The organism is Rugamonas violacea, from assembly GCF_016461825.1.
Lineage (GTDB): Bacteria > Pseudomonadota > Gammaproteobacteria > Burkholderiales > Burkholderiaceae_D > Rugamonas.
The window spans coordinates 37,413-55,322 of record NZ_JAEMNU010000011.1 but is presented as its reverse complement, the minus strand read 5'-3'; the positions used below and the strand labels follow the sequence as shown (position 1 = coordinate 55,322).

Annotated in this window: 21 protein-coding genes; 5 read left to right on the top strand and 16 right to left on the bottom strand. The window is 64.1% G+C overall.

Annotated elements, in window-relative coordinates:
• The 11 genes from H7U20_RS02400 to H7U20_RS02350 all read right to left on the bottom strand — a co-directional run.
• Positions 1–239 (bottom strand): sigma-E factor negative regulatory protein (locus H7U20_RS02400; RefSeq protein WP_199518022.1); only part of this gene is annotated, 239 nt, incomplete at its 3' end.
• Between the two features lie 75 nt (positions 240–314).
• Entirely contained in the window at positions 315–917 is a 603-nt protein-coding gene (gene rpoE, locus H7U20_RS02395; RefSeq protein ID WP_199518021.1) for an RNA polymerase sigma factor RpoE, read from the bottom strand.
• 123 nt (positions 918–1,040) lie between these two features.
• Positions 1,041–1,460, bottom strand: a complete 420-nt coding sequence (locus H7U20_RS02390) for a hypothetical protein (RefSeq protein WP_199518020.1) — start codon at positions 1,458–1,460, stop codon at positions 1,041–1,043.
• A gap of 140 nt (positions 1,461–1,600) precedes the next feature.
• Complete coding sequence (fabF, locus tag H7U20_RS02385; protein WP_199518019.1) at positions 1,601–2,848, bottom strand: beta-ketoacyl-ACP synthase II; 1,248 nt, start codon at positions 2,846–2,848, stop codon at positions 1,601–1,603.
• Between the two features lie 29 nt (positions 2,849–2,877).
• On the bottom strand, positions 2,878–3,117 hold the full coding sequence (gene acpP / locus H7U20_RS02380) for an acyl carrier protein (protein ID WP_008449912.1): 240 nt from the start codon (positions 3,115–3,117) through the stop codon (positions 2,878–2,880).
• 144 nt (positions 3,118–3,261) lie between these two features.
• Positions 3,262–4,008, bottom strand: a complete 747-nt coding sequence (fabG, locus tag H7U20_RS02375) for a 3-oxoacyl-ACP reductase FabG (RefSeq protein ID WP_199518018.1) — start codon at positions 4,006–4,008, stop codon at positions 3,262–3,264.
• A 59-nt stretch (positions 4,009–4,067) separates the two neighbouring features.
• Positions 4,068–5,009, bottom strand: a complete 942-nt coding sequence (gene fabD / locus H7U20_RS02370; RefSeq protein WP_199518017.1) for an ACP S-malonyltransferase — start codon at positions 5,007–5,009, stop codon at positions 4,068–4,070.
• A gap of 329 nt (positions 5,010–5,338) precedes the next feature.
• Positions 5,339–6,325 carry a beta-ketoacyl-ACP synthase III gene (locus H7U20_RS02365; protein ID WP_199518016.1) on the bottom strand — a complete coding sequence of 329 codons (987 nt, stop codon included), beginning with the start codon at positions 6,323–6,325 and terminating at the stop codon, positions 5,339–5,341.
• 16 nt (positions 6,326–6,341) lie between these two features.
• Positions 6,342–7,403 carry a phosphate acyltransferase PlsX gene (plsX, locus tag H7U20_RS02360; protein ID WP_199518015.1) on the bottom strand — a complete coding sequence of 354 codons (1,062 nt, stop codon included), beginning with the start codon at positions 7,401–7,403 and terminating at the stop codon, positions 6,342–6,344.
• 196 nt (positions 7,404–7,599) lie between these two features.
• Complete coding sequence (gene rpmF / locus H7U20_RS02355) at positions 7,600–7,782, bottom strand: 50S ribosomal protein L32 (RefSeq protein ID WP_008449924.1); 183 nt, start codon at positions 7,780–7,782, stop codon at positions 7,600–7,602.
• Positions 7,783–7,989: 207 nt separating this feature from the next.
• Positions 7,990–8,487 carry a YceD family protein gene (locus H7U20_RS02350; RefSeq protein ID WP_199518014.1) on the bottom strand — a complete coding sequence of 166 codons (498 nt, stop codon included), beginning with the start codon at positions 8,485–8,487 and terminating at the stop codon, positions 7,990–7,992.
• A gap of 189 nt (positions 8,488–8,676) precedes the next feature.
• Between H7U20_RS02350 and H7U20_RS02345 the strand changes: the two genes are divergently transcribed.
• Both H7U20_RS02345 and H7U20_RS02340 read left to right on the top strand, forming a co-directional pair.
• Positions 8,677–9,315 (top strand): Maf-like protein, encoded by a 639-nt coding sequence (locus tag H7U20_RS02345; protein WP_199518013.1) that lies wholly within the window; start codon positions 8,677–8,679, stop codon positions 9,313–9,315.
• A gap of 67 nt (positions 9,316–9,382) precedes the next feature.
• A complete protein-coding gene (locus H7U20_RS02340; RefSeq protein ID WP_199518012.1) occupies positions 9,383–10,126 on the top strand; it encodes an SAM-dependent methyltransferase in 744 nt (247 codons plus the stop codon).
• Between the two features lie 85 nt (positions 10,127–10,211).
• Here the strand turns inward: H7U20_RS02340 and H7U20_RS02335 are convergent, their stop codons facing one another.
• Both H7U20_RS02335 and H7U20_RS02330 read right to left on the bottom strand, forming a co-directional pair.
• On the bottom strand, positions 10,212–11,492 hold the full coding sequence (locus tag H7U20_RS02335; RefSeq protein ID WP_199518011.1) for an EAL and HDOD domain-containing protein: 1,281 nt from the start codon (positions 11,490–11,492) through the stop codon (positions 10,212–10,214).
• A 123-nt stretch (positions 11,493–11,615) separates the two neighbouring features.
• A complete protein-coding gene (locus H7U20_RS02330) occupies positions 11,616–12,545 on the bottom strand; it encodes a 23S rRNA (adenine(2030)-N(6))-methyltransferase RlmJ (protein ID WP_199518010.1) in 930 nt (309 codons plus the stop codon).
• Between the two features lie 244 nt (positions 12,546–12,789).
• On the opposite strand from H7U20_RS02330, the gene H7U20_RS02325 reads away from it, so the two are divergent.
• The 3 genes from H7U20_RS02325 (at position 12,790) to H7U20_RS02315 (ending at position 14,199) form a co-directional block, all read left to right on the top strand.
• Positions 12,790–13,554: a substrate-binding periplasmic protein gene (locus H7U20_RS02325; protein ID WP_199518009.1), complete on the top strand. Its 765-nt coding sequence runs from the start codon at positions 12,790–12,792 to the stop codon at positions 13,552–13,554.
• Between the two features lie 178 nt (positions 13,555–13,732).
• The gene (locus H7U20_RS02320) at positions 13,733–13,990 is read left to right on the top strand and encodes a hypothetical protein (protein ID WP_199518008.1); all 258 of its coding nucleotides are present in this window, start codon (positions 13,733–13,735) and stop codon (positions 13,988–13,990) included.
• On the top strand, positions 13,987–14,199 hold the full coding sequence (locus H7U20_RS02315) for a hypothetical protein (protein WP_199518007.1): 213 nt from the start codon (positions 13,987–13,989) through the stop codon (positions 14,197–14,199). Before H7U20_RS02320 ends, H7U20_RS02315 begins: the two co-directional genes overlap by 4 nt.
• A 128-nt stretch (positions 14,200–14,327) precedes the next feature.
• Here H7U20_RS02315 and aceA read toward each other — a convergent pair whose 3' ends face one another.
• From aceA to H7U20_RS02300, 3 genes are all read right to left on the bottom strand, one after another.
• A complete protein-coding gene (aceA, locus tag H7U20_RS02310; protein WP_199518006.1) occupies positions 14,328–15,626 on the bottom strand; it encodes an isocitrate lyase in 1,299 nt (432 codons plus the stop codon).
• A gap of 438 nt (positions 15,627–16,064) precedes the next feature.
• Positions 16,065–16,559 (bottom strand): ribonuclease E activity regulator RraA, encoded by a 495-nt coding sequence (gene rraA / locus H7U20_RS02305; RefSeq protein ID WP_199518005.1) that lies wholly within the window; start codon positions 16,557–16,559, stop codon positions 16,065–16,067.
• 34 nt (positions 16,560–16,593) lie between these two features.
• A complete protein-coding gene (locus tag H7U20_RS02300) occupies positions 16,594–17,811 on the bottom strand; it encodes an MFS transporter (protein WP_199518004.1) in 1,218 nt (405 codons plus the stop codon).
• Positions 17,812–17,910 lie beyond the last annotated feature (99 nt).

Genomic DNA, 17,910 nt, shown 5'->3' with positions numbered 1-17,910 from the left:
GCGGCGGCGGCGGCCGCCTCGTCCTCGGCCGCCAGGCGGGCGGCCAGGCGCGCCGCGAAGGCGGCGCCCGGCAGCGCCTCGGCGCCGCGCAACATGTCGCCGATCAGATGGTAGGTCTGCCAGGCCAGGCGCCCCTCGGCGTCGTTCAAGGCGGCCAGCGTCAACTCCAGTTCGCTGTCGGGCAGCTCGCCGTCGGCCAGCGCCGAAATGTTTTCATGCAGACTCTTCAGGGTATCCATCACGTTTCCAGCCAGGTCTATGCCAACAGTTCACGCCGTGCGATGCCGAAGTGCATCGCTTCGATGATTGCCGCCCTACCAGCGCTTGTCAATCGGCAAATCCAACAAGGGGCGCAATTTCTCCGCGATCACCTCGCGCGCCCGGAAAATACGGCTGCGCACGGTGCCGATCGGACAGGCCATGATCGCCGAGATCTCCTCGTAGCTCAGGCCCTCGATCTCGCGCAGCGCGATGGCGGTGCGCAGGTCGACCGGCAAAGCATCCATGGCGGCGTTGACGGTCTGGGCGATCTGCTTGCTGGCCAACAGCGACTCCGGCGTATTGATGTCGCGCAGATGGTCGCCGTCCTCGAACACCTCGGCCTGCTCGGCGTCGGTCTCGGTCGAGGTCGGCGTGCGGCGGCCCTGGTTGATGAGGAAGTTCTTCGCCGTGTTGATGCCGATGCGGTACAGCCAAGTGTAAAAGGCCGACTCGCCACGGAAGTGGCGCAGCGCGCGGTATGCCTTGATGAACGTCTCCTGTACCACATCTTCGGCCTCCGCCGGATCATGCACGATGCGCGACACCAAACGCATCAAGCGTCGCTGGTATTTCGACACCAGCAAATCGAATGCCTGCCTCTCACCTGCCCGGACCCTGTCGACCAGCAGCTGATCACACTCACGTTCTGTTGTCACTCCCGATATCCTTGGTGGCCTGCAGCGTGGGCGCCCGCGGCGGCGGTTTCGCTGAACTGAAACGGCCCCCATACAGCTATAGAGTTAGCCCACTGCAATAAGTTCACGGTTTCTGCATTTTTTTTATTGCTCAACGCCGCGCGCGGCGATGGCACGACACGCCACCACCAATCCACGCAGCCGCGCGCCGGGCGCCACCGCCAACGTCGTCACCCGGCCATCGGCATGGCGCAGACGCAGCAACAGCAAGCCCGGCCACAGCGTCGATCCGGCCAGCAAGACAACCGGTTCGGCGACGCTGAAGGCCCCTGTCTGTTGGTATACCGTCAGCCGAATTTGTCCGACAGCGGAAATATCAAGCCTGCTCAGCATAGGCTGGCGCGGCGGCAAGAGCAGTCCGACCGCCCCACCCAGCAGACACACGGCAGCCCAACTCCAAGCCGGGCACAAGGCGGACGCGGCCATGACGCAAACGCACACGGCGGTATGCGACAGGCGCAAACAGGCCGACGGACGAACGACGACGGACACCGCGATCGACATGACTCAGCGACAGTGGATAATGCAAAAAGGGAAAAAACTACTGGAAGCGCCGGCCGCGAAGGCCGGGCAATTCAGGTGCCCGCGAATGCGGGCACCGAATCAGCGCTCACCCCGTTCGACCAGGGCGGGCGCTAAAAAGTTCAAACTTTTCCGAACACGAGGCTACCGTTGGTGCCGCCGAAACCGAACGAGTTCTTCACCGCATACTCGATCTTCATCGGCCGCGCCACGTTGGCGCAGAAGTCCAGATCACAATCCGGGTCCGGGTTGTGCAGGTTGATGGTCGGCGGCGACACCTGGTGGTGTACCGCCAGCACCGTAAACACCGCTTCCAGACCGCCGGCGCCGCCCAGCAAATGGCCGGTCATCGACTTGGTCGAGTTGACCACCAAATTCTTGACGTGGGCACCGAAGGTGCGCTTGATCCCCTTCACTTCCGCCACGTCGCCTTGCGGGGTCGACGTGCCGTGGGCGTTGAGGTACTGCACCTGATCGGGATTGATGCCGGCGTTGGCCAGCGCGGCGATGACGGACTTGCTGCCGCCACTGCCATCCTCCAGCGGCGAGGTCATGTGATAAGCGTCAGCGCTCATCCCAAAACCGAGCAGCTCGGCGTAGATCTTGGCGCCGCGCGCCTTGGCGTGTTCGTACTCTTCGAGCACCATCACGCCGGCGCCCTCGCCCAGCACGAAGCCGTCACGCTCGGCGTCCCACGGCCGCGAGGCGGCCGCCGGGTCGTCGTTGCGGGTCGACAGCGCGCGGGCCGAGGCGAAGCCGCCCAGGCCCAGCGGCGAGACGGTCGCTTCCGCGCCGCCGGCGATCATGACGTCGGCATCGCCGTACTCAATCAGACGCCCCGCCGCGCCGATGCTGTGCAGGCCGGTGGTGCAGGCCGTCACGATCGACAGGTTGGGACCGCGCATGCCGTACTTGATCGACAGGTTGCCGGAGATCATGTTGATGATCGAGGCGGGCACGAAGAACGGCGAGATACGGCGCGGACCGCGCTTGTCGTAGTCTTGCTTGGTTTCTTCGATCAGCGGCAGGCCGCCGATGCCCGAACCGATGATCACGCCGATGCGGTCGGCGTTTTCCTCGGTCACGACCAGGCCGGAATCCTGCACCGCCTGGATGCCGGCGGCCATGCCGTAATGGATGAAGGTATCCATATGACGGGCTTCTTTGGCGGGGATGTAATCCTCGATGTTGAAGCCTTTGACTTCGCCGGCGAAGTGGGTGCTGAAGGGCTGCGCATCAAACTTGGTGATGTTGGCGATGCCCGACTTGCCCTCGGTGATGGCGCCCCACGCTTCGGCAACGGTGTTGCCGACGGGTGAAACGCAACCCAGGCCAGTAATCACGACACGACGGTTTTTAGAACGGCTCAAGCGATTCTCCTGGAGTCGATCGGACAGGCTTAGGCCTTGACGTGGGCAGTAGCGTAGTCGATCGCTTGCTGCACGGTGGTGATCTTCTCGGCTTGTTCGTCCGGGATTTCCATTTCGAACTCGTCTTCCAGGGCCATCACCAGCTCAACGGTGTCGAGCGAATCGGCGCCGAGGTCGTCGACGAACGACGATTCGATTTTGATGTCCGCTTCGGCGACGCCCAGTTGTTCAGCGACGATTTTCTTTACGCGTTGTTCGATATCCGACATGTTATGGCTCCATTATGTTTGTTACGGAAAGCGCGCATTTTATCAGGTTTGCGCACCTAAAAACTAATTTCGGTGTCTGCTGCTAAATATTCCGAAATCACTACTAAATGACAGGAACAGGCGGCTTCAAGCCGCCCGGGCACATCAATTCATGTACATGCCGCCGTTCACGTGCAGCGTGCTGCCGGTGATATAGGCCGCTTGCGGCGAGGCCAGGAAGGCGACGGCGGCGGCGACGTCCTCGGGCTTGCCCAGGCGCGCCAGCGGAATTTGCGTCAGCAACGCGGCGTGCTGCTCCTCGCCCAGCGACTTGGTCATGTCGGTGTCGATGAAGCCCGGCGCGACGCAGTTGACGGTGATGTTGCGGCTGCCGATCTCGCGCGCCAGCGCGCGGCTCATGCCTTCGACGCCGGCCTTGGCCGCCGCGTAGTTCATCTGCCCCGGGTTGCCCGACGAGGCCACCACCGAGGTGATGTTGATGATGCGGCCGGCCTTGGCCTTCATCATGCCGCGCAACACGCCGCGGGCCAGGCGGCCGACCGCCGACAGGTTGGTGGCGATGACGCTGTCCCACTCCTCGTCCTTCATGCGCATGGCCAGTTGGTCCTGGGTGATGCCGGCGTTGTTGACCAGGATCGCCACGGCGCCATAGGTCTTGCCGATCTCGTCGATGACGGCGGCGCAGCGCGCCGGGTCGGTCACGTTGAGCACCAGGCCCTTGCCGGCCTCGGCGCCGATCTCGGCCAGATAGGCGCTGATCGCCTCGGCGCCGGACTCGGTGGTGGCGGTGCCGATCACGCGCGCACCCTGGCGCGCCAGTTCCTGCGCGATCGCCTTACCGATGCCGCGCGACGCGCCCGTGACCAGGGCGACTTGATTTTGCAGATTCATGAAAGTCCTTAACGTAATTAATCATACTGCACCAGTCGGCGCCACGGCGCCAGCCGGTCTTACTTGAGCAAACTCAGCACTCGTTCGAGCGAGGCCTGGTCGACGATGGCGTCGCCCACCAGGTTCGGGTCGATGCGTTTGGCCAGCCCCATCAACACCTTGCCGGGGCCGCATTCGACCACCTGGGTGATGCCTTCGGCCGCCACCTTTTGCATGGTCTCGACCCAGCGCACCGGGCTGGCCGCCTGGCGCACCAGGGCGTCCTTGATGCTGGCCGGATCGTTCAGCACGGCGACGTCGACGTTGTTGATCAGGGCGATCTGCGGCGCGGCGAAGTGCAGCTCGGCCATGTAGTCGCGCAGACGGTCCGAGGCCGGCTTGAGCAGCGAGGAGTGGAACGGCGCCGACACCGGCAGCTTCATGGCGCGCTTGGCGCCCTTGGCCTTGGCCAGTTCGCAGGCGCGCTCGACGGCGGCCGTGTGGCCGGCGATGACCACCTGGGCCGGCGCGTTGAAGTTGACCGGCTCGACCACCAGGCCCGGCGCGGCGGCGGCCGCCTCGAGGCAGGCGGCGCGCACGTCCTCGTCGGACAGGCCGAGCACCACGGCCATGCTGCCCTGGCCGACCGGCACCGCCTCCTGCATCGCCTGGGCGCGGAAGCGCACCAGCGGCACGGCGTCCTTGAAGGCGATCACACCGGCGGCCACCAGGGCCGAATACTCGCCCAGGCTGTGGCCGGCGACCACGCTCGGCAGCGCGCCGCCGGCCGCCAGCCAGGCGCGGTAGACGGCCACGGCGGCGGTCAGCATCACCGGCTGGGTGTTGCTGGTCAGGTCCAACTCTTCCTTCGGCCCCTCGGCGATCAGCTTGCCCAGGTCGAACTGCAAGGCGTCGGACGCCTCGGCGACGGTCTGCTCGACCACCGGGTTGCCGGCGAAGCCGTCGAGCATCGCGATCGCTTGCGAGCCTTGGCCGGGGAAAACAAATGCAAATTTAGTCATGCTGAGATTCCATCTCTGTGTTGTCTGTGTTCAGTCGGTAGTGCCGTTCAGTTTAGCAAACCCACAGGCGAAAATCTGGGGTCGGACCCAGCGGGTCTGACCCCGGCTCTCTGCCTTTGGGTGCCGGTGTGGCCGCCGGCGCCTAAACTTAACAGCATTCTGTTCAGTCGGTGTTCCGGCTTCCTGCGGCGCCCGCCCGCTGGCGGGCTTGTCAACATGACATCGGACGCGGGCCGAAGCAAGCTGGACGGGCGCCTTTAGAATTCTAATTCTAAATTACTTCCGGAAAATTACATCCGGGCCCCGTCCTGCCGAGCAGAAGTAAGCCATTACATCCTCACCAGGACAGCGCCCCAGGTGAAGCCGCCGCCGACCCCTTCCATCATCACATTGTCGCCCTTCTTGATGCGGCCATCGCGCACGGCGATGTCCAGCGCCAAGGGGATCGAGGCGGCCGAGGTGTTGCCGTGCTGGTCGACGGTGACCACCATCTTTTCCAGCGGCAAGCCGAGTTTCTTGGCGGTGCTGTTCATGATGCGGATGTTGGCCTGGTGCGGGATCAGCCAGTCGAGCTGGTCGGCGCTCATGCCGGCCTGTTCCAGCGCCTCGTGGGCGACCTTCTCCAACACCGAGACGGCCAGCTTGAACACCGCCGGGCCGTCCATGTAGAGGAAGGCGCTGCCGGCGACGGCGCCGCCGGCGACACTGCCGGGAACGCTGAGGATGTCGGCGTGGCGTCCGTCGGCGTGCAACTTGGTCGCCAGAATGCCCGGCTCGGCGGAGGCGCCCAGGATGATGGCGCCGGCGCCGTCGCCGAACAGCACGCAGGTGCCGCGGTCGTCGAAATTGAGGATGCGCGAGAACACTTCGGCGCCGATCACCAGCACTTTTTTATGCGCGCCGGACTTGATGAAGCTGTCGGCGGTGGCGACGGCGTAGACGAAGCCGCTGCAGACGGCCTGCACGTCGACCGCCGCGCAATTGTTGCTCATGCCCAGCTTGCGCTGGACGATGCAGGCGGTGCTGGGGAAGCTGCCGAAGAAGTCCGGCGTCGAGCTGGCGACGACGATCAGGTCGATATCGTCGGGCTGCAGGCCGGCCATGTCGAGCGCACGGCGGGCCGCGTGCACGGCCAGGTCGGAGGACTTCTGCTCCGGCTCGGCGTAATGGCGCGCCGAGATGCCGCTGCGCGAGACGATCCACTCGTCCGAGGTTTCGATGCCCTTGGCCGCCAACTGCTCGGTCAACTCCTGGTTGGTCACACGCTTTTCAGGCAGATAGCTGCCGGTACCGATAATTTTGCTGTACAAAGTCATGCCGTTCTACCGTCCACTAAATAGTTGAGCTGGGTAATTCCGGTGCTACCGGGTCGCGCGGCATCAGTTCAGCGATCATGGTCGACAGATGTGCCAGCACGTCATTTTTTGCAGCATCATACGCTCGCTTGATCGCCCATTCAAAGGAATATGCGTCGGCGCTGCCGTGGCTCTTGAACACCAGGCCGCGCAGGCCGAGGAAACTGGCGCCGTTGTAGCGGGCCGGATTGAACTTGGCCTTGATCGATTTGAGCGCACCCATGCCGATCAGGGCGGCGAGCATGGTGAAGATGTTACGCTTGAATTCGCTGCGCAGGGTGTTGCCCATGAAGCGGGCCACGCCCTCGACCGCCTTCAGGGTGACGTTGCCGACGAAGCCGTCGCAGACGACGATGTCGACCGTGCCCTTGAAGATGTCGTTGCCCTCGACGTTGCCGTGGTAGTTCAGGGCGCCGCGCTCGTGGTCGGCCTGCAACAGCTTGGCGGTCTGCTTGACCACCTCGTTGCCCTTGATGTCCTCGGTGCCGACGTTGAGCAGGCCGATGGTCGGCCGGGCGATGTTCTCCATCGCGCCGACCAGCACCGAACCCATGATGGCGAACTGGTGCAGGTGGTGCGACTCGCAGTCGACGTTGGCGCCCAGGTCCAGCATATACGTCGGGCCGTCTTTTTCGTTGGGCATGATGCTGCAGATGGCGGGACGGTCGACGCCGGCCATGGTCTTGAGGACGTAGCGGGCCACGGCCATCAGGGCGCCGGTGTTGCCGGCCGAAACCGAGGCCTGCGCCTTGCCGTCCTTGACCTGCTCGATGGCGACGCGCATCGACGAATCCTTCTTGCGGCGCAGGGCCACTTCGAGCGGATCGTCCATCAACACCTGCTCGGAAGCGTGCAGCACGGACAGGCGCGGATGCGCCTCGGCGTGGTGCTTCTTGAGCTCGGCGCGGATGACGTCTTCCAGGCCGACAAGGATCAGCTCGGCGTCCGGTTCACTGTTTACGAAGGAAATTGCGGCGGGAATGGTGACCGACGGGCCATGATCTCCGCCCATGCAGTCGATAGAAATTTTGATTGTCATTGTTTTGATTCAGTACCACGCTGCAACCCTTCTGGGGCAAGCTGCGGCAAGGGGCGGACCACTAGCGAACAGGGTCGACGCGATTCAAAATGACGGTGTGCAAATGAGGATTGCAGCCGATGATAAAGAAAAAGCGGCGCCACGCCGGTATACACCACGTCGCACCGCTTTCATCTTAGCCTACTAAAAACGTCGATTACTCGTCGTTTTTGGTTTTCAGGACTTTGCGACCACGGTAAAAGCCGTTAGGGCTGATATGGTGACGCAGGTGGGTTTCACCGGTGGTTGGCTCGATACCCAGTTGTGGTGCTACCAGGAAATCGTGCGAACGGTGCATACCGCGCTTCGAAGGGGACTTCTTGTTCTGTTGAACTGCCATGATGACTCCTAATACATAAGTTCTAAAATTTTAACACATTCGACTGGCAAATACATGCGAATCGAGTATCCCAGCGGCAAAACCGAGCTTGCTTGTCTTGCCGACATCGTTAAACCACTTTTACTACGTTTTCACTACACACTGCCATACTCGATTACCACACGCGTTTGACACGTTCTTTACAACACTTCAATTCGGTACCGCGGTTTATTCTGGTTTGAGGCCCTTGAGGGCGTCGAAAGGCGACTTCTTCTCGACCTTGAGGGCGTCCAGCGCCGAACTGTCCGGGCAAGCGCCGTGCTTCGGCGTGTGCGGCAGGGCCAGCAGGGCTTCGTCCTCGACCAGGTCGGCCACGTTCATGCTGCGGCTGCCGACGATCACATCGATCGTCTCGTCGTCCAACATTTCTTCGATTTCATCAGCCTGATCGTCGTCCTTGCCCAGCATCAGCAGGGTCGAGGCGTTGATCGTATGGGCATACGGGGTCAGGCAGCGCTGACAGATCAGTTGCACCGTGCCGGTCACCGACATGGTCATCTGCGGAAAGCCCGTCTTGCTGGTGCTTCCCACGATTTTCCAGGCGATGGAGCCAGACTGGTCCGCGCAATCCTTGGTCAACCGGGTCATTTCGGCGACAGGCGTGACGCCCTCGCGGCTCCCGCTGATCCGACAAAATTCAAAGGCGTCGATCACAAAAGCGTTCATTGGTAGAAAATTTCCCCGGAAAACCTGCGATAATAACAGGGTTTTCGCCGCCGAGTCAAAGCCTTAGCACATTTTTTTCGTTCTAATGCGTGCCTTGCTTGCCCGGCCACAGAGCATATAACATTTCGCCCCCGGGAGCCAGTGTTGCCGCCCTATTCCCCGCTTAAAACTTGCTCCACACCTATAAAAATGACCTTCAGCACAACTAGTCCGTCCGCCGCCCACGGCGCCCCCGTCCGCCTGGTCCTCGCCTCCAGCTCCGCCTACCGCAAAGAATTATTGCAGCGCCTCGGCCTGCCCTTCGAGGTGGCCGTGCCCGACCTGGACGAACGCCCGCTGGCCGGCGAGACGCCGAGCGCCACCGCGCTGCGCCTGGCGCGCGAGAAGGCCGCCGCCGTCGCCGCCCGCCTGCCCGGCTGCGTGGTGATCGGCTCGGACCAGGTCGCCACCCTGGACGGCGAGCAGATCGGCAAACCGGGCGACCACGCCAATGCCTTGTTGCAATTACAAAAGATGCGCGGCCGCGAAGTGGTGTTCCACACCGCCCTGTGCGTGTGGGACGGCCGCGCCGCCGACCCGGCCGCCGCCGCCCAGGTCGAGGACGTGCAAACCGTGGTGACTTTCCGCGACCTGCCCGACGCCGAACTGGACGCCTATCTGCGCATCGAGCAACCCTACGACTGCGCCGGCAGCGCCAAGAACGAGGGCCTGGGCATCGCCATCCTCGAACGCATCACCAGCGGCGACCCGACCGCCCTCACCGGCCTGCCGCTGATCGCCCTGACCGGCATGCTGCGCCGCGCCGGCGTCGCCTTTTTCCAGGCTTGAAGCGCCGCCATTCAAGCGCCCCCGCCTATTACTTACCGAATCCCTACCGAACACTAGCTAAGCACCCATGACGACTCCCGGCACCCTTTATCTGATCCCCAACACCCTCGGCGACACCGAGGCGCTGTCGCAAGTGATACCCGAGCAGGTGCAGCGCATCACCGCCGGCCTCGACTACTTCGTCGCCGAGAACGCCAAGACGGCGCGCGCCTTCCTGAAACTGATCGCCGCCCAGCATCCGCTGGCCAAGCCGCTGCAGGAAATCCAGATTGCCGAATTGAACGTCAACACCCAGCCGCAGGCGCTGGCCGGCCTGCTGGCGCCGCTGCTGGCCGGCCGCGACGCCGGCCTGGTGTCCGAGGCCGGCGTGCCGGCGGTGGCCGATCCCGGCGCCGACCTGGTGCGTCTGGCGCACCAGCACGGCGTGCCGGTGCGGCCGCTGGTCGGTCCCTCCTCGCTGCTGCTGGCGGTGATGGCGAGCGGCCTGAACGGCCAAAGCTTCGCCTTCAACGGCTACCTGCCGACCGATGCGGCGCAGCGCGCCAAGCGGATCAAGGAGTTGGAGCAGCGCTCGCGCGGCGAAAAGCAGACCCAGCTGTTCATCGAGACGCCCTACCGCAACGCCGCCATGCTCGAGGCGCTGGTGGCCAACTGCCAGCCCGGCACGCTGATCTGCGTGGCGACCGACATCAGCCTGGCCAGCGAAAGCATCCGCACCATGACGGGGTCGCAGTGGAAGGGTTTGCTGAGCACAGGCAAGGCGCCGGACTTCCACAAGAAGCCGACCGTGTTCCTGCTGCTGGGCCAATAGCCGGCAGCCAACAAGCGGTCAGCAGTCAGCAGCAAGCAGTGAGCAGTGAGCAGTGAGCAGTGAGCGGCGGCGGGCGACCGGCGGGCTACTGCACGCCGTGGGCGTATTCGTTCACCCAGTCGAAGGCGGCCAGCTGGATTTCGTACAGTTCGGCCGGGCTCAGCCGCAGCTCGTGCAGCATCTTCGCCAGCGTAGGCCCGCGCTCGGCCAGTTCGATATGCTCGATCAGGCTGAGCATGCTGCCGTAGTCGCCGGCGCGGTGCAGCAACGCCTGGCGCACCTCGTCGAGCACGTTGACGCTGTCGAGCACGTCGCTCATCTGGATCGAAAACAAGGTGTCCATCAGCGACATGATGCCGACGGTGAAGCCGATGTCGGCGCTGACGCGCTGGCCGGGACGCAACTTCTCCATCATCAACTCGATGGTCTTGCCGCGCGTGGTGGCCATCTGCAACAGCGGCGAGGTGAATTCCTGGCGCTGGCCCGACTTCACGTACAACAGGATCTGCAACCAGCGCTGCAACTGGCGCCGCCCCAACACCACCAGCGCGTGCCCCACCGAATTGATGCGGAAGCGCGCGCCGACCGACGGCGTGTTGACCAGGCGCAGCAGGTTGAGCGAGATCAGCGCGTCGTGCTTGACGCTGCGCTCGATGACGTGGCTGTCGGCGTCGGCGCCGAGCAGGTCGAGCAGGTGCAGGATGGTCAGCTGCGAGGGTGCGATCTTCTTGCCGCTCAAAATCACCGGGCGGGCGAAGTAATAGCCCTGGAAGTACTCGAAGCCCATCGCCATGCACTGGCGGAACTCCTCGACCGTCTCGACCTTCTCGGCCAGCAGTTTCTGCTGCGGATTCTTCAGCACCCGCGCCAGGGTGCGCAAGGTGCCGGGGTGCATGTCCTTGATGTCGACCTTGATGACGTCGCACAGCGGCTGCAACTTCTGCACGTCGTCCGATTCGGCGATGACGTCGTCGAGGGCGAAGCGGAAGCCGGCGCGCTTGAGCTCGCGCACCCGCTCGATCACCTCGGGCGTCGCCTTGACGGTCTCGAGGATCTCCAGGATCACCTTGTTGTTGGGCAAAAAACTGATGAAGTCGCTCATCAAGCCGACCGTGTCGACGTTGACGAAGGCCATCTGGTCGCCCACCACCTGCTCCATGCCCAACTCGGAGGCGTGGGCGATCACGGTGGCGGTGGCCTCGGCGTCGTCGGTGATGTTGGCTTCGTTGCGGTCGGCGGCGTTACGGAAGAGCAGCTCGTAAGCGACCAGGCGTTGATGACGATTGAGAATCGGTTGGCGGGCCAGAAAAAATTGATTGGCGAGCGCGGCGGAAATGGGGGACGACGGTGACAAACCGGTGGTCATGGGAAAACCCAATCTGCGATTAGCACTGGTGGCCGTGGCTGGGCCACGGCAAGCCCGGCCGGGATGTCAATTGCATCCCGGTTGATACAAGACTATACCTATCGGTAGAGTCCTGACAATATTTTATTTGCTGATTTGCGGCCGGCGCGCACTAGTGTTGCGCCCAGCCGTCGGCTGACCGGACTCGAGCACGAATTTGGCGCCGGAATCCTTGCCCAGCACCTTGACCAGGTAGGGCATGATTTCTTTGAGCATAGGCTCCAGCGTGTACGGCGGGTTGATGACGAACATGCCGCTGCTGTGCAAACCGAAGCCGTCCGGCATCGGCGTGTTGATGGTCAGGGTGACGTGCAACCATTCGCCGGGCAGCTGCTTGAGCTTGTCGGCGAACTGGCGCGACTCCATCCGTTGCAGCACCGGATACCAGACCGCGTAGGTGCCGCCGGGGAAGCGTACCAACGCGTCGGCCAGGGTGTCCTTGACCTTGCGGTAGTCCATTTTGTCTTCATACGGCGGATCGATCAGAATCAGGCCGCGGCGCGACGGCGGCGGCAGCATCGCCTTCAGGGCGTGGAAACCGTCGCCCTTGGTGATGATGACGCGCTTGCCGCGCGTGGTCGGCCGCACTCCCTGGGCGGCGGCGTGCGCCTCGACCTTGCGGAAGTTATCGGCCAGGATCTTGGCGTCGGCCGGGTGCAGCTCGAACAGGCGCAGGCGGTCCTGCTCGCGCGCCACCTGGTCGGCGCAGTACGGCGAGCCGGGGTAGTAGCGCATCTTGCCGCTCGGGTTCATCGCCTTGACCAGGTCGACGTACTCCTTCAAGGGCGCCGGCAGGTCGGTGCGGTTCCACAGCGGACCGATGCCGGTTTCGAACTCGGCGTTCTTCGAGGCGTAGCCGCCGTCGAGGGCGTAGACGCCGGCGCCGGAGTGCGTGTCGATATAGCTGTAGGCCGTATCCTTCTGGTTCAGATACTGCAACAACTGAATGGTCACGAAATGTTTCAACACATCGGCGTGATTCCCCGCGTGAAAGGCGTGGCGGTAACTCAACATAAGCTTGGTAATTCCTAAAATGGGGTGGCGGCGCGGCGGCGCGGGGCGCCTGGGCGATAGGCGTCCGCAGCATGGCACGACGCAAGAATACCGCCATTATCCACCAGAACGCCCGCGACGCCAAAAAAGCGCGCCGCCGGCAACCTCGCCCGAGCTTACATTGAGAAACAAAACGCCGCCGTGGCGGAGTCGATTCTGCTGTATTCTAGGCAAGTTATCGCCATACGAACCCGCATCGCCCCGGATGAAACGCCTGCTTCCCCTGTCATTGCTCTCCCTCTCGCTGATCTGCCGCGCCGCCCCGGCGCAGGATTGGCACGTCTACACGCACAGCAGCGCCAACCAGACGGCGCTGATCGACGGCAAGCTGCACGGCAAGCCGAACGGCGGCAAGCGCGCCTATTATGTCGAGCTGATGCACGCCATGCTGGCCCAGCTCGACCTGCCCGACCGCATCGACGAGGTGCCGCTGGCGCGCGGCTTGGCCATGCTGCGCAGCCGCGACGACGTGGTGCTGTTCAATCTGGACCGCACGCCGGAGCGCGAGGACAAGTTCGCCTGGGTCGGACCGATCTCGGAGGAATCCGATTATCTGTACGAAAGAACGGCGGCGCCGACCGGCATCCGCAGCCTGGCCGACGCCCGCGCGCTGCGCGTCTGCGTGCTCAACGGGAATATCCACGACGAGCTGCTGGCCGCCGCCGGCCTGAGCAATCTCTACCGCCACAACAATTACGCCGGTTGCTTCCAGATGCTGATGTTGGGCCGGGTCGACCTGGTCGCCTCGGCCGACAGCGGACTGCGCCACAAGCTGCGCGACGCCCGCGTCGATGCGGCGGCGATCCAGGCCACGCCGGTGCGCATCTCCCACTCCAAGGGCTATATCGCGCTGTCCAAGGCCACCTCGGCGGCCGAACTGGCGCGCTGGAACGCCGCGCTCGCCACGCTGGGCAGGAACGGCGCGCTGCGCAAGCTGCAGCAACAATACGCCGGCGGCGCCGAACCCTAGGCGGCCAAGGCCGACACCGAGGCCGAGGCCAAGCCGCCCCACTGCGCCGGCCCGCCCACCCGCCGGCCGGAGCGAGCCCATGCGCGACACCGACTGGATCAATGCGCCGCCGGCGCCCCTGCCTATGATGAAACAGCCGGGACGCACCCGCGCCCGGGCTTTTTTCTTGGAGGGAATCATGGCTTTTACCAATGTCGGTCCCCTGGTGTACCTGGCGCCCGGAGAGACCGCGTTCTGGAACTTCAGTTACGGCGACGACCACGGCCCGCAACTCGCCGAGGCCGACGTCAAGACGCCCAACCTGGGCGCGGTGCACCAGGCCGACCATCAGCGCAAGCGCAAGGACAACAACGAGGTGGTCACCTACTTCGTCGACATCCACAACCTGGGCGCCGGCGGCTGCTTCCACAATCTACAAGGCGGGGGGATGTCATGAAGATGACCATCGTAACGGACGACAGGGGCAACCTGCTCGGCGCCGTGCAGGGCCACAGCCTGACGCAGCGCGACGGCGACATCGAGGCCGGCGTCAACTTCGCCGCCGGCCATCAATTGCATTACGTCGATGTCGACGACGACATGGCCACCGTCACCGACGCCGGCACCTTCCAGCAGCGCCTGATCCAGCACCTGCCCAAGCCCTGAGCGCGGGCCGCGGTCCTGCCGCTGTCCTGCCGCAAGCCGGCGCAAAAAAAGCCGCCACGGGACCTACTCCCGTGACGGCTTGTGAAGTCGGCGGGAGTCGCACCCGCCATTCCCCTAAACATTCCCTCCTACGCGACTTTCTTGGCGTCGAAGAACTGTTCGTTTTCCGTCGAACCGTGCAGCGCGGTGGTCGAGCTTTGACCGTTCTGGATGCACTGGGTGACGGCGTCGAAGTAGCCGGTGCCGACCTCGCGCTGGTGCTTGACGGCGGTGAAGCCCTTGTCGGCGGCGGCGAATTCGGCCTCCTGCAACTCGACGAAGGCCGACATCTGGCGCCGCGCGTAGCCGTGCGCCAGGTGGAACATGCCGTAGTTCAGCGCGTGGAAGCCGGCCAAGGTGATGAACTGGAACTTGTAGCCCATCACGCCCAGCTCCTTCTGGAACCTGGCGATGGTGGCGTCGTCCAGGTTCTTCTTCCAGTTGAACGAAGGCGAGCAGTTATAGGCCAGCATCTTGCCGGGGAACCTGGCGTGCACCGCGTCGGCGAACTGTTTGGCGAAGGCCAGGTCGGGTTTGCCGGTTTCGCACCAGACCAGGTCGGCGTACGGCGCGTAGGCCAGGGCGCGGGCGATGGCCTGCTCGATGCCCGGCTTGACCTTGTAGAAGCCCTCGACGGTGCGCTCGCCGGTGCAGAACGGGCGGTCGTTGTCGTCCACGTCCGAGGTCAGCAGGTCGGCCGCCTCGGCGTCGGTGCGGGCGATCACCAGGGTCGAGGTGCCCATCACGTCGGCCGCCAGGCGGGCGGCGGTCAGCTTCTCGACCGCCTCGCGTGACGGCACCAGCACCTTGCCGCCCATGTGGCCGCATTTCTTGACCGAGGCCAGTTGGTCCTCGAAGTGGACGCCGGCGGCGCCGGCGTCGATCATCGACTTCATCAGCTCGTAGGCGTTCAGCACGCCGCCGAAACCGGCTTCGGCGTCGGCCACGATGGGGGCGAAGAAGTCGATCTCGCCCTTGCCCTCCGACCATTGGATCTGGCCGGCGCGCTGGAAGGTGTTGTTGATGCGCTTGACCACCATCGGCACCGAGTTGGCCGGATACAGCGACTGGTCGGGATACATTTCGCCGGCCAGGTTGGCGTCGCCGGCCACCTGCCAGCCGGACAGGTAGATCGCCTTCAAGCCGGCCTTGACCTGCTGCATGGCCTGGTTGCCGGTCAGCGCGCCCAGGGCGTTGACGAAGGGCTCGTCGTTGAGCAGGTCCCACAACTTCTCGGCGCCGCGCTTGGCCAGGGTGTGCTCGATCTGCAGGGAGCCACGCAGACGCACCACGTCCTCGGCGCTGTAGCTGCGCGTGACACCCTTCCAGCGCGGATTGGTATCCCAGTCTTTTTGCAGGGCTGCTACTTGCTGTTCACGAGTTGCCATGGTGTTCTCCTATTCAAGTGCAAATTAAAAACGACTCCGTTGGATAAATCATAGACTGTTTTGCGTTACGCAACATAGTCTTATATAAGACATATAAGCAAAATAAATCCTCATTTAATCAATGGCTTAGTTTTAATTTCCCTGTATGTGAAATGAAATTCCTCTCCGTGAAAGAAAAACATGCTGCGCCCACACATCATTTATCATGATGTGGAATGCATTTCCCGTCAGATGAAAACAGGCGGCGAAAACGGCGCTTCGATTTGAACCGGCTTGCTGGCAGACGACAGAGGGGCGGTAGCAGCGGGAGGGGGGGGGTATTACGCCGTCAAGGCGCAGGTGTGCCGGCCAACCCCACAGGCAAAATCTGGGGTCGGACCCGGCGGGTCCGACCCCGGCCTGCGCCCTTGGGTGGTCTAAAATGCGCCGTCGGCCCGATCAGCCGAGCTTCTGGCGGGCGACGAGTACGCCGTCGGCGTCGGCGTAGATCCAGTCGCCCGGACTGACCGCCACGCCGGCGATGCTGACGCGCACGTCGCGCTCGCCCTCGCCCTTCTTGCTGCTCTTTTGCGGATGCAGGCCCAGCGCGCGCACGCCGATGGCGCAAGCATTGATCTCCGCGCTGTCACGGATGCAGCCGTTGACGACGATGCCGCTCCAGCCATTGTCCTGCGCCAGCAGGCCCAGTTGGCCGCCGACCAGGGCGCGGCGCATGCTGGCGCCGCCGTCGACCACCAGGACGTGGCCCGCGCCGGGCATCTCCAGGGTGGCGCGCACCAGCGCGTTGTCCTCGAAGACTTTCAAGGTGCGCGCCGGGCCGCTGAATTGAAGGCGCCCGCCAAAGTGCTGGAACACCGGCGGCAGCACGGCCAGGCCGCCCTCCTCCAGCAAGACCGGGTTGTCGTCGCACAGATCGGTTGTCGCAAAGCTCATGGTTACTCCACAGTGGTGTTGGCGTCGGATGATTCTAAACTTTTTGCGGCCGCAGCGCGCGGCGGGTATTGCCGCCCACGCCCACCGCCGTCAGGATCGCCAGCGCCTGGAACAGCGCGATGCCGACAAACACCCAGGCCGGCCGGTTGGCGTCCATCAGCGCGCCGAACAACAACGGACCGAGCGCCAGGCCGCTGTCCAAGCCCGAGTAGACCACGCCGAAGACGCGGCCGGTGGCGTTCTTCGGCGCGGCGGCGCGGATCATCAGATCGCGCGACGGCCCGGCCACGCCGGAGGCCAGGCCGATCAAGCCCATCATGACCAGCGCCAGCCAAGCCGGCGTGACGGCCAGCGCCAGCAGCAGCGCCAGCAAGGCGGCGAAGGAGAAGGCGAAGACGATGGTGCGGTCGTGGTCGCGCGAGCGGGCCGCCAAAAAGCCGCCGTAGACCATGCCCAGCGCCGAGGTCACCATGTAGATCGTGTAGGCGCCGGTGGCCCAGGCCAGTGGCATGCCGAACAGCGCCACCAGGCTGAGCGAGGCGAAGCTCTGGATGCCGCCCAGCGCCACGGCGGTCAGCAGGAAGAAGCCGAAGCACATCCACACCGAGCGCAGGCGCAGGAAGTCGAAGGAGCCGGCCGGCGCCAGGCCGGCGTCGCCGCTGTGGCGCACGATGGGGTCGGGGCGCAGCGCGTGGCGGTTCAGCGCCAGCACCAGCAGCACGACGAAGGGCAGCGCGGCGGCCCACAGCAAGGCCACGCGCCAGCTCGACATGCTGGCGACGAAGGTCAGGAACAGCGGCGCCGCCGCCCAGCCGATATTGCCGCTGATGCCGTGCACGGAGAAGCCGTGCGCCAGCCGCGCCGCCGAGACGCGCTGGTTGAGCAAGGTGTAGTCGGCCGGATGGAACACGCTATTGCCGGCGCCGGCCAGCAGCGCGCCCAGTATCAGCATGGTGTAGCTGTTGGCGGCGGCCAGCAGCAGGGCCGACAGGCCGAGCAGGCCGATGCCGGAGAACAGGACGGCGCGCGCGCCGAAGCGGTCGACGACGAAGCCGGCCAGCGCCTGGCCGACGCCGGAGATGGCGAAGAACACCGTCATCAGCAGGCCCAGTTCGGCGTAACTGAGGCCGAAGGCGGGCTTCAGCCAGGGGAACAAGGCCGCCAGCACCAAATGGAAGAAATGCGACACGCCGTGCGCCAGCCCGACCAGGCCGATCACGCGGGCATCCTGCCGCAGTGTGGTTGTACTCATCTTGCACTCCTGTTTCAACAATTGAAACTCAGTGTAAGCAAAATGCGGGCGACTGATTTAAGATAGGAAGACAAGCTTTGTCGCGATTCCGCCAACCCT